The organism is Corallococcus exercitus (genome assembly GCF_003611585.1).
In the GTDB taxonomy this organism is placed as follows: Bacteria; Myxococcota; Myxococcia; order Myxococcales; family Myxococcaceae; genus Corallococcus; species Corallococcus exercitus.
The window spans coordinates 1-10395 of record NZ_RAVW01000356.1; the positions used below are offsets into that span (position 1 = coordinate 1).

The 10395-nt window shown below is 71.5% G+C and carries 9 protein-coding genes; 5 read left to right on the plus strand and 4 right to left on the minus strand.

Annotated features, from left to right (window positions below; all coding sequences use genetic code 11):
* Positions 1-49: 49 nt before the first annotated feature.
* The 3 genes from D7W79_RS31805 to D7W79_RS31815 all read right to left on the minus strand — a co-directional run bounded on the left by D7W79_RS31805 (position 50) and on the right by D7W79_RS31815 (position 3020).
* Positions 50-1024, minus strand: coding sequence for an ATP-grasp domain-containing protein (locus tag D7W79_RS31805; protein WP_120529130.1), 975 nt, complete (start codon positions 1022-1024; stop codon positions 50-52).
* 79 nt (positions 1025-1103) lie between these two features.
* The gene (cglB, locus tag D7W79_RS31810) at positions 1104-2408 is read right to left on the minus strand and encodes an adventurous gliding motility lipoprotein CglB (RefSeq protein ID WP_120529131.1); all 1305 of its coding nucleotides are present in this window, start codon (positions 2406-2408) and stop codon (positions 1104-1106) included.
* A 219-nt stretch (positions 2409-2627) separates the two neighbouring features.
* A complete protein-coding gene (locus D7W79_RS31815; RefSeq protein WP_120529132.1) occupies positions 2628-3020 on the minus strand; it encodes a DsrE family protein in 393 nt (130 codons plus the stop codon).
* A gap of 156 nt (positions 3021-3176) precedes the next feature.
* On the opposite strand from D7W79_RS31815, the gene D7W79_RS31820 reads away from it, so the two are divergent.
* The 4 genes from D7W79_RS31820 to hrpB all read left to right on the plus strand — a co-directional run bounded on the left by D7W79_RS31820 (position 3177) and on the right by hrpB (position 8327).
* Entirely contained in the window at positions 3177-3767 is a 591-nt protein-coding gene (locus D7W79_RS31820; protein ID WP_120529133.1) for a HEAT repeat domain-containing protein, read from the plus strand.
* A gap of 87 nt (positions 3768-3854) precedes the next feature.
* Positions 3855-4550, plus strand: coding sequence for an HAD family hydrolase (locus tag D7W79_RS31825; RefSeq protein WP_120529134.1), 696 nt, complete (start codon positions 3855-3857; stop codon positions 4548-4550).
* 42 nt (positions 4551-4592) lie between these two features.
* Positions 4593-5717, plus strand: a complete 1125-nt coding sequence (locus D7W79_RS31830; RefSeq protein ID WP_120529135.1) for a hypothetical protein — start codon at positions 4593-4595, stop codon at positions 5715-5717.
* Positions 5718-5762: 45 nt separating this feature from the next.
* Complete coding sequence (hrpB, locus tag D7W79_RS31835; protein WP_120529136.1) at positions 5763-8327, plus strand: ATP-dependent helicase HrpB; 2565 nt, start codon at positions 5763-5765, stop codon at positions 8325-8327.
* A gap of 14 nt (positions 8328-8341) precedes the next feature.
* Here hrpB and D7W79_RS31840 read toward each other — a convergent pair whose 3' ends face one another.
* Positions 8342-8821: a GNAT family N-acetyltransferase gene (locus tag D7W79_RS31840; protein WP_120529137.1), complete on the minus strand. Its 480-nt coding sequence runs from the start codon at positions 8819-8821 to the stop codon at positions 8342-8344.
* Between the two features lie 265 nt (positions 8822-9086).
* On the opposite strand from D7W79_RS31840, the gene D7W79_RS31845 reads away from it, so the two are divergent.
* Positions 9087-10136: a hypothetical protein gene (locus tag D7W79_RS31845; RefSeq protein ID WP_120529138.1), complete on the plus strand. Its 1050-nt coding sequence runs from the start codon at positions 9087-9089 to the stop codon at positions 10134-10136.
* Positions 10137-10395 lie beyond the last annotated feature (259 nt).

Here is a 10395-nt window from a genome sequence, read left to right on the forward strand (position 1 = left end):
GCGGCGTTCGTATACCGGGGCTTCGGACGCTCGGGGAGCGCTTTCTCTTCTAACTCCGCGGCACGTTCACCTTCACGGGTCCCTTGCGCTCCGGTGGCGGGAGCAGGGCCTGCGGCGTCTCCAGGGCAGCGCTCCAGACGGGGACGGCGCCGGCGACGAGGGCCTCCGCGCGCTCGATGATGGGCGTGGCCAGGTCCATGCCCGTCGCGGCCTCCATCTCCAGGAGGGCGGGCGAGCTGTTCACCTCGAAGACCTTGGGGTGCCCCTGGACGTCCAGGATGTCCACCGCGGCCACCTCCAGGCCCACGAGCCGGGCGACTTTCTCCGCGGTGGCGCGGTGGCTGGGGGACAGCGTCAGGGACTCCAGGCGGGCGCCCCGGTTCAGCGTGTGCGAGAGACGGCCAGGGCGCGGCTTGCGCAGCACGCCAGCGATGGCCTGTCCCCCCACCACGAGGACGCGCACGTCCTGGCCGGTGCTCCGCACGTACTCCTGCATGACGAGGTTGTGCCCCAGGCCGAGCACCGCCTCGAGCGCGGCCTCCAGCGACTGGAGGCTCTCGCAGACCATCACGCCGTGCTTCTCCTGGCCCTGGAGGAGCTTCACCAGCACGGGCACTCCGCCCACAAGCCCGACCATCTCCTTGAGGTGCGCCGCGTCCCGGGCCATCACCGTGGCGGGGATGTCGATGCCGTGGGCGGACAGGAGCTGGAGCGCGCGCATCTTGTTGCGCGACTGCGCGATGGCCTGGGCGTGGTTCACCAGGGGCACGCGCGCCAGGCCGAACTGGTTCACCACAGCGAGCCCGTACGTGCTGATGGACTGGGCGATGCGCGGGATGACGACGTCGGTGGGCGTGAGCTTCTTGCGGTCGTAGAGGATGGTCGCCTGGCTGCCCCCGTCCAGATGCATCTGCACCCGGAGCGGGTTGAGCACGCGGACCCGGTGTCCCCTCGCGCGTCCTGCCTCGACGATCCGCCGCGTGGACGAGATGGAAGCGGAACGCGAGAGGACGGTGATTTTCATGGCGGAGGCGACCAGGGCGGCGAGGACCCTATAATCCCCGCCTCCACCGGCGTAAAGCCGCCTCCGCCTGCCTGCCGGCTTAGAGCTGGCGGATGGCGCGCACTTCGACGCTGACGGGGTCCTCCGGACGCGACGACTCCAGCTTCGCGCAGGCGCTGCCCGTGAACCGCACGCCCCCTTCTTCCAGCGACCAGGTGTCGGGGCCCGCGAGCGTGCGCTCGCCGTCGATGTAGACGACGATGAGCTTCTCATTGGAGGGCAGCTGACTCTTCTCGAGCGGAGTGAAGCACGGCTCGCCCGGCAGGATCTCCTCGCTGATGCTCTTCAGCGCGCTCGCCAGTTCTTCGCGATTGCCCGCCTGGTAGAAGGCGCGACCGCACAGGCCCGCAGCGACGTCACAGGTGTCACCCGCGCCGCAGTCGACGCTGGCCTTGCACTTGCGCGCGAAACCGCCCGCGATCGCCATCTCATTGAGCACCGCGGGACCGTCGCCCGCGGACGTCTCCGCGCCGAAGCCGATGACGATGGTCCTGATTCCGTTGGCCTTCAGCGCCGTCACCTCCTGCACGGAGGCGTTCTTATCCAGGCAGCCCCGCTTGTAATAGGGGCTCTGCTGGACCGTGCACTGCGACGCCGTCGCGAGCGTGCAGCGGCACTCCGCCATGCTGCCGTTGTACTCGTTGAACTCGTTGCAGTTGGGCAGACCGTCGGTGAGCAGGATGACGATCTGATCGCGCTCCTGGGAGTTGGGCGTCAGGAGCGTGCCCGCGAACTTCAGGCTTCCACTCGTCGGAGTACCGCCCTTGGGCCGGTTCGCGCCCCCATTGGGGATGGCCTGCAGCTTGTCGTTGACCTGCTTCGCGTAGGTCTGGAGGTCGTCGTCCGAGTCCAGGTCGACCGGGATGAGGGCGCGGACGCTCTCACCGCTGGTGGCGGCCGCACACAGCTGCGCCGCGCTCGGCGTCGCAACGGTGGTAGGCGCCGGGTAGGTGGTCAGACCGAAGCGGACCAACTTGCCGCTCTCCGAGAGGAAGGGGCCCATGGCGCCCTGGAGCTCCGACCAACGCGTGGGGCACTTCGACGTGTCGCAGGGAAAATCCTCGGCACAGGTGAAGACCCGGCCCTGTTCGTCCGTGGTGTCGCACGCACGCTGACCATTGACGATCAGGTCCTTGTTCACCGGCTCCGTCATCGAGCCGGAGGTGTCCACCAGCAGCATGACGTCCGGCTTGCTCTTGCGAGCAGTGATCACCGACTCCACGGTCGTCTGGGCGATCGCGAGCGGATCCACCGGCTCGAAGTCATAGGTCTGACAGCCGGCCATCACGGCAACACCGAGGATGCCGGCCAGCAGTGCGCTCAGGGGGGTCGACTTGGCGCGCATAGGCTTTGGGTATTTCCTTCCAGGGGGGAACAACGGACTGCGAATGCCGCAGCGTAACGCGTGGACGCCCACCGAGGCTACAGCGACTCGCGGCAGGCAGGTTCCATTCAGGTAATGCTGCCAAGTTGCAACGTCAGGCGATCCCCGGGGACGGGTTCGTTTCCCCTGTCGGACATCCCCCTCCTCCTGGAGGGCGGTGGGGACCGGCCGCGAACCCGCTCACAGCGTGAGGACGCGCGCGCCTTCGGTCAGCCGCCAGATGGAGGCCAGGCCCATGACGTCGTCCAGCGTGCCGTGCAGCTCCTGGGGCGACAGGCCACAGATGCGGACCGTGGTGTCGCAGGCCACGAGCTTCGCGCCAAGGGCCCGGGCCTCCTCCAACATGCGGGCCGGGGTGGGGACGTTGAGCCCTTCGGCGCGGGCCGCCTCGGTGCGCTCGCGCTCGCTGTGCGCCAGGCCGAAGCCGCCCCGGACCAACTGGCGCAGGGCCTCGAAGGCGAAGACGAAGTAGACGTCGTCGCCCATCGCGGCGGCGGTGATGCCCATGGAGGCCGCCTGATAGGCGGGCTCGTACGTGGCGTGTTGGAGGAAGAAGAAGACGCGTCCGGCCATGATGGTCCGACCTTAGCGTTATCGAGTCCGGACCGGCAGCCGTCGTATAACGGGGCTCCCCTTCCCCACCGGGAGCCCCGCATGCCGAGCCAGCCGTCCCGCCCCCGCGGTGTTCGTCCCTCGCCGGTCCCGTCCCGTCACGCCACGCCACGGTGGATGGCCCTGGCCGGTCTCGCCGTGCTCGCGGGCGCGGGGCCCGTGTCCGAAGCGGCTCCGGTCCACGCGACCACCGCGGTGGCCCAGGCCTCCGCTCCCGCGTCCCCGAGCGCTGTCGCTCCCGGGCCGCTGCGCACGGAGGCGCTGGGGTTGCTCGCGCAGCCGACCGTCGCGCCGGAGGCGGCGTGGCGCAGGCTGGGGCCGGAGGTCGTGCCCGTGCTCGCGGCGCTGGCGGAGGACATGAGCGTCCCCGATGCGCAGCGGATGCGGGCCGTGACGGCGCTGGCGCGCGTGGAGGCTCCCCTCGCGGGACAGACGCTCCAGGCGATGCTGGAGGATCCACACCGCCCTTCGGATGTCCGCTCGCAGGCCGCCGCCGCGCTGGGCCAGCGCCTGGGGTTCGAGGCCGTGAAGACGCTGCAGGCCCGGCTGGAGGACCAGGACCTGCGGATCCGCGAGGCCGTGGCCCAGGCGCTCGGACGGCTGGGCGGTCAGCAGGTGCGCGAGGTGCTGGAGGAGCGGCTCCCCCTGGAGGACGTCCCCCGGGTGCGTGAAGCCCTCCAGCAGGGGCTCACGCTGGCGGAGCCCTGAGCCGGGTGCCGGGCGTGGCGGGGGCAGCCGCCCTGGTGGACTGCTCGGGGCTCGCGTCGGGCGGGACCTTCCGTTAGATGGGAGGCCATGCGCCCCACCGTCCTTCTTTTCGACATCGATGGCACCCTCGTCACCACCGGCGGTGCCGGTCGCCGCGCCATGGGCCTGGCCTTCGAGCAGCTCCACCGGCGGCGCGACGCGTGCGACGGCTTCAGCATGTCCGGCATGACGGACCGGGCCATCGTCCGCAAGGCGCTGGGCATCATCGGCCAGCCCGACACCGAGGACGCCATCAGCGCGGTCATCGACGCGTACATCGCCCAGCTGGGCCTGGAAGTCCCCAAGGTCGATGCGCGCGAGTACCGGCTGCACCCGGGCATGCGCGAGGCCGTGGTGGAGGCGCGTTCGCGGTCGGGCTTCGCCGTGGGGCTGGGCACCGGCAATGTGCGCGCGGGCGCCAAGGTGAAGCTGGACCGCGTGAACATCCACGACCAGTTCGCCTTCGGCGGCTTCGGCTGCGACTTCGAGGACCGCGTGGCCCTCATCCGGCACGGCGCGCAGGCCGGGGCGGCGCAGCTGGGACAGCCCCTGGAGGCGTGCCGGGTGGTGATCATCGGTGACACGCCCAAGGACGTCGCGGCCGCCAAGGGCATTGGCGCGGAGACGATTGGCGTGGGCACGGGCAGCTTCACGCCCCAGGCGCTGCTCGACGCTGGCGCCGAGTGGGCCTTCGCGGATTTCTCCGCCCCTGGCGCCATGGAGGCCCTGCTCGTCGGACGGTGAAGGTGTGGTATCTCCGCCGCCCCTCCGAGGAGTCGTCCACGCATGTCGTCCACGCTCGAATCCTATGAGCTGATCCGCTTCGCCGAAGCCTTCGAGGCCCGACTCGCCACGGCGGAGGAGATGATCGTCGGCAGGCCGGGGCTGGAGGCCGAGAAGCAGTGGCTGGCCTCCGCGCTGGAGCGCCTGCGCGAGGCCCGGGAGCCCGCGGGCGGCCTGCTGGAGCAGGTGAAGGATCTGCCCGAGCTGGACGAGGCCCGCGAGGAGTTCTCGTTCGATCAGCAGGGCCGCTGGGTGGATGCGCTGGAGAAGCTGCACGCCGGCATCACCTTCACCGCCAGCAGCCGCGCGCCGGTCATCGAGGCCCTGTTCCCGCACCTCAAGTTCCCGCAGCTGCGCCGGGCGCCCGTGGAGCTGGTCAACGAGTACGCCACGTCGTACGAGCGGCGGCTCAAGAGCGCGTACGTCACCCGCATCTTCTCCCGCGAGGACTTCGCGATGGTCCGCCCCGTCGTGGATCAGGTCGCCGCGACGTTCGCCGCGTGGAACGCGAGCCTGTCCCCCACCCCGCTGCCCCCGGAGCAGGAGGCCGCCCTTCGCGAGGCGCTGGTGTCGCTGGGTCGGCGCCTGGACGTGGCGCTGCGGCAGGGGCGCCTGCTCGCGGAGGCCGCGCTGGTTCCCGTGCCCGGGGTCTTCGAGGCCGCGGGCCTCACGCTCAAGCCCCGGAAGCGCGCGGGCAAGTCGCTCGCGCTCTCCGCCGAGGAAGGCGCTTCGGACCTCTTCGGTGAGGAGGGCGACCCCGGCCAGGAGGATGCGTTCGAGGGTGCGGAGCCTTCCGGGGACGATGCGATGGAGACGGCTCCCGAAGACGTCGAGGGCCAGGAGTCCGTGGAGGAGGCCGCCGACGTGGAGCCATCGTCGGCTCGAGAGGGTGACGTCGAGGCTTCGGAGGGTGGATCCGAGGAGGTCCCCGCTGCTCCGGAACCCGTCGCCCCGGAGCCTCCCGTCGCGGCGCGTCCTCGACGGGGCCGGCCTCCGAAGAACGCGGCCCCGGCTCCCGAAGCCGCGCAGGCGGAGGCTCCTTCGGAGGCCTCGGCTTCCGGTGCTCCGGAGGCCGTGCGCCCCAAGCGTCGCAAGAAGACCGACCCGTCCGAGGCTGGTACGCCTTGAGACCCGACGCGCGGTGAGTCCCCCGCCGTGAAGAGGAACCCGGACATGGCGGACGTCGCCCTTCCCATCGATCCCCTCCTGCCCGACATCGTCTCCACGCTCCGGAGTTCGCGGTCGCTCGTGCTGGAGGCGCCTCCTGGCGCGGGCAAGACGACCCGCGTTCCCCGCGCGCTGCTGGAGGCGGGGCTGGGCGTGGGCAAGGAGATCGTCGTCCTCCAGCCCCGGCGACTGCCCACCCGGCTCGCCGCGCAGCGCGTGTCCGAGGAGATTGGCGAGCGCGTGGGCGAGACCGTCGGCTACCAGGTCCGCTTCGAGGACGTCCGCGGCCCCAAGACGCGCATGTCCTTCGTCACCGAGGGCGTGCTCGGGCGCCGCCTGCTCACGGACCCCACCTTGCGCGACGTGGGCATCGTCGTGCTCGACGAGTTCCATGAGCGGCACCTGTCCGCGGACATCTCGCTCGCGCTCCTGCGGCGGCTGCAGGAGACGGCCCGCCCGGACCTCAAGCTCGTGGTGATGTCCGCGACGCTGGAGGCCGAGCCCGTCCGCGCGTACCTGGGCGGCGCCCCCTCCCTGCGCTCCGAGGGTCGCCGCTTCGACGTCAGCGTCGAGTACCTGCTCGCCCCGGATGAGCGACACCTGGATCAGCAGGTGCTCTCCGTCCTCAAGCGCCTGTTCACCCAGGGCGTCGACGGCGACGTGCTCGTGTTCCTTCCCGGTGCCGGGGAGATCCGCCGCGCGCGCGACACCTGCGCGGAGTTCGCCGAGCGCCACGACGCGGACGTGCTCCCGCTCCACGGCGACCTCTCTCCCGCGGAGCAGGACCGCGCCGTGCGCCGCAGCTCGCGCCGGAAGATCATCCTGTCTACCAACGTCGCGGAGACGTCCGTCACCATCGACGGCGTCGCGGTCGTCATCGACAGCGGGCTGGCCCGCGTGGCGTCCCACTCGCCGTGGTCCGGACTGCCGCAGCTCAAGCTGGGCAAGGTGAGCCGGGCCTCCGCCATCCAGCGCGCCGGCCGCGCGGGCCGCACCCGCGCCGGGCACTGCGTGCGCCTCTACACCCAGCACGACTTCGACGGGCGGCCTGATCAAGAGGCCCCGGAGATCCGCCGCACCGACCTGGCGGAGACGGTGCTCTCCCTGCGCGCGTCGGGCGTGAAGGACCTGACGGCGTTCCCGTTCTTCGAGCCGCCCCCCGCTCCCGCCCTGGAGGCCGCGGAGACGCTGCTGCGCCGGCTGGGCGCGGTGGACGCGAAGGGCCAGGTGACGGACGTGGGCCAGCGGCTCCTGCGCTTCCCCGTCCATCCGCGACAGGCCCGCGTCATCGTCGAGGGCGAGCGCCGGGGCGTGGGCGCGGATGCCGCCGTGCTCGCGGCCCTCATGGGCGAGCGGGACATCCGACGCGAGGCCCGCGCCAACCTGGGCGGCGGTGGCCGCGCGTCCGCGCTCGTCAGCGGCCCGTCCGACCTGCTGGAGCTCCTGGAGCGCTTCCGCGAGGCCGGCCGTTCAGGCTTCGCCTCCGGCCGCATGCAGTCGCTGTCGCTGGACGCGGGCGCGGTGCAATCCGTGGAGCGCGTGCAGAAGCAGCTGCGCCGCGCGGTGCGCGAACAGGGCTCGAAGCCCGGCCGTCCCGAGGACGTGGAGCAGGCCCTGATGCTCAGCGTGCTCGCGGGCTACCCGGACCGCGTGGCCCGGCGGCGGCGGCCCCGCTCCCCCGAGCTGCTCATGTTCGGCGGCGGCACCACCAGCCTGTCCGAGTTCAGCGTCGTCCAGGACGCGGAGCTGATGGTGGCCGTGGATGCAGAGGAGCGCCCCGGGCGCGGCGCCGTCGTGCGGCTGGCCAGCGCCGTGGAGGCCGAGTGGCTGCTGGACCTCTACCCGGACGCGCTGGAGGAGGTGGACACCCTCCAGTGGAACCCGGACGCTCGCCGCGTGGAGCGCCTCACCCGGCTGGCCTACGGCAACCTCATGCTGGAGGAGACGCGCACGCCTGCCCCTCCGTCGGAAGAGGCCGCGCGCGTGCTGGCCGAGGCCGCGCTGGCCGCGGGCCCGGAGCGCTTCGCGGAGCCCGAGGCGCTGGAGCAGTGGCGCACGCGCGTGGAGCTGCTCGGCAAGGCGTTCCCCGAGGCGGGCTTCCCGACCGTGGACGCGGCCTTCATGCGCGACGCGCTGGCGTCCCTGTGCGTGGGCGCGCGCAGCTTCTCCGACCTGGAGGGCGTGTCGCTGCTGGATGCGCTCTACGCGCGCCTCACCTCCGAGCAGCAGCGCCTGCTGGCGAACCATGCCCCGGAGCGCGTCACCCTGCCCGGCGGGCGCGGCGTGAAGGTGCACTACGAGCCCAACAAGCCACCCTGGGTGGAGTCACGGCTGCAGGACTTCTTCGGGATGGCGCAGGGGCCCAGCGTGGGCGCGGGCCGCGTGCCGCTGGTGCTGCACCTGCTGGCCCCCAACATGCGCGCCGTGCAGGTGACGACCGACCTGGCGGGCTTCTGGGAGCGTCACTACCCGGCGATCCGCAAGGAGCTGTGCCGCAAGTACCCCCGGCACTCCTGGCCCGAGGATCCGCGCCACGCCGAGCCGCCCGCGCCCCGTCCTCCGAGGCGCTGAAGGCGGCGGGGGGACTACAGCCGCTTGTGCATCTCCAGGTGGTCGATGCCGGCCTCGTCGAAGACGGCGCCGACGGGCTGGTAGCCGTGCTTCTTGTAGAAGTCGAGCGCGTAGAGCTGGGCGTGCAGCATGATGCCCGTCACGTTGCGGCGGCGCGCCTCCTCCTCCAGCGTCGTGAGGAGCAGCGAACCCACGCGGGCCTTGCGGTGCGACTGGAGCACCGCCATGCGGCCAATCTGGCCCCACGTCCCGCTCTGCCCCGCGGGCGGCTCCGGCAGCTTCACCAGGCGGCCCGTGCCGATGGCGTGGCCCCCCTGGATGGCGAGCACGTGGTAGGCGTGGGCGTCCTCGGCGTCGCGCTCGATGCCCTCGGGCACGTGCTGTTCCTCGATGAACACCACCTCGCGGATGGCGAGGGCCTGCATGAGCTCCGCCTCGTCCTTGATTTGGGCGATGGTGACGGGTGCAGGGGAGGTCTCGGGGGGCGTCGGCATGGCTCCGGGCAAGGTACACAAAAGGCCGCGCCGCCAACAGGCGGAAAAAACCACCCGCCTTCCGGCCCGGCGCGCCTCCCACGCGGTCGGTCCGTCCCCTGCCCCCTGGCCTCGGAAGGGCCTGTCGCGAATGCCCCGCCGCATCGGGTCATCTGGTTGCAATTGCCCTCCTACGTCGGGCGGTCCCAGCAGCCTCCACGCAGCGCGTGGGCGAGGCCGCTCGGAGGAGGATCACCCCGGGGAGGGCATGGTAGGGTTCGGGGCGATGCGTACCCGTGCCCTTTTCGCACTGTCCGTGGGCCTGCTGTCGACGCCCGCGCTCGCCCAGAAGGAGTTCTTTTTCGGAACGGGAGAGCCGCCCGTGTTCCGCGAAGCGGACATGGACAAGCGGTTCCTCCGCTCCCGCGTCAATCAGGCCCTGGTCCAGGGGACGAACGACGCGAACTGCGCCCAGCTCGTGGGCGCGCTGCTCACCATCGTGGGCGAGTCCGCGCCGTACCTGCACAAGCGCGACGAGAACTTCTACCTGGATCCGGTGTTGATCCAGGCGCTGGGCACGCAGCTGTCCACGCCGCGCTTCCCGGCCAACATGTTCCTGGTGTCGATGATGCGCCGCGTGCTCATCGACAAGCGGCTGCCGCCGGAGTGGATGCAGACGGCGGTGGCGCTCGCGCCGTACTACCCGCCGCTCGACCTGAGCAAGCTGCGCTTCATCGCGGACGGCGTGAAGCCCGTGGACAGCTTCTTCTTCACGCTGCCTGCCATCCTGGAGCGCTACGACGTGGAGGTCCTCAAGGCCAACACCACCGCGGCCAGCGTGGCGGACGCGAAGTTCCGCGACGACTACCTCGACAAGGAGGTGGCCTTCTCGGGGCTGGAGTTCATCGACGCGAAGCTGGAGAAGCCCAAGAAGCGCGGCAAGAAGGGCCCTCCGCCCGAGCCGCCCGCGCTGATGGCCCGGCTCGTCTACTACCTGCCGGATCCGGGCAACGACGGGCTGCTGTCGGGGCTGACCTACGGCAAGCCCAAGGTGCGGCCCGCGGTGAACATCACGGCGCGGCTGAAGGAGGACCAGTACACGGCGCTGACGCAGCTGCCGAAGGGCTCGCGCGTGCTCCTGCGCGGCCGCTTCTGGGAGTACCGCAAGCAGCTCAAGGAGCTGGAGGTGCGCGACGCGTACCTCTTCCAGGACCGGGACTGGGCCCAGAACCCCGCGCTCGCGGACCCCAACGCCGTGGCGGCCTGTCCGCTCGCGTTCAACGACCTGACGGGCACCGCGCCCGTGCAGCCGGGCGGCTTCGGCGGCAAGCGCTAGAAGCGCGCCGTCCCGCGTCCCGCACGCCCATCCCGGGGGCGGCACCCCTTCTCGTGCCGCCTCCTTCGCGCCCTCCTCCCGGGAGCGCGCCCCGCCTGACTGGCACGGCCGCTGCTCATGCCCGCGCATCCCTTGCGCGCGAGGCATGCCATGAAGGTCGAAGGTCAGGACGCTCCTTCCGGACACGAGAAGGTCTCCTCGGAGAAGGACGCGTTCCAGCAGGTCCTCCAGCGGACCTCGGGACGGCCCACCACCCCAC

What these genes read in the sequence shown, in the direction of transcription:
- D7W79_RS31805 (WP_120529130.1), bottom strand. Translation starts at nt 1,024, where the DNA reads ATGAAAATCACCGTCCTCTCGCGTTCCGCTTCCATCTCGTCCACGCGG.
- cglB (WP_120529131.1), bottom strand. Translation starts at nt 2,408, where the DNA reads ATGCGCGCCAAGTCGACCCCCCTGAGCGCACTGCTGGCCGGCATCCTC.
- D7W79_RS31815 (WP_120529132.1), bottom strand. Translation starts at nt 3,020, where the DNA reads ATGGCCGGACGCGTCTTCTTCTTCCTCCAACACGCCACGTACGAGCCC.
- D7W79_RS31820 (WP_120529133.1), top strand. Translation starts at nt 3,177, where the DNA reads ATGGCCCTGGCCGGTCTCGCCGTGCTCGCGGGCGCGGGGCCCGTGTCC.
- D7W79_RS31825 (WP_120529134.1), top strand. Translation starts at nt 3,855, where the DNA reads ATGCGCCCCACCGTCCTTCTTTTCGACATCGATGGCACCCTCGTCACC.
- D7W79_RS31830 (WP_120529135.1), top strand. Translation starts at nt 4,593, where the DNA reads ATGTCGTCCACGCTCGAATCCTATGAGCTGATCCGCTTCGCCGAAGCC.
- hrpB (WP_120529136.1), top strand. Translation starts at nt 5,763, where the DNA reads ATGGCGGACGTCGCCCTTCCCATCGATCCCCTCCTGCCCGACATCGTC.
- D7W79_RS31840 (WP_120529137.1), bottom strand. Translation starts at nt 8,821, where the DNA reads ATGCCGACGCCCCCCGAGACCTCCCCTGCACCCGTCACCATCGCCCAA.
- D7W79_RS31845 (WP_120529138.1), top strand. Translation starts at nt 9,087, where the DNA reads ATGCGTACCCGTGCCCTTTTCGCACTGTCCGTGGGCCTGCTGTCGACG.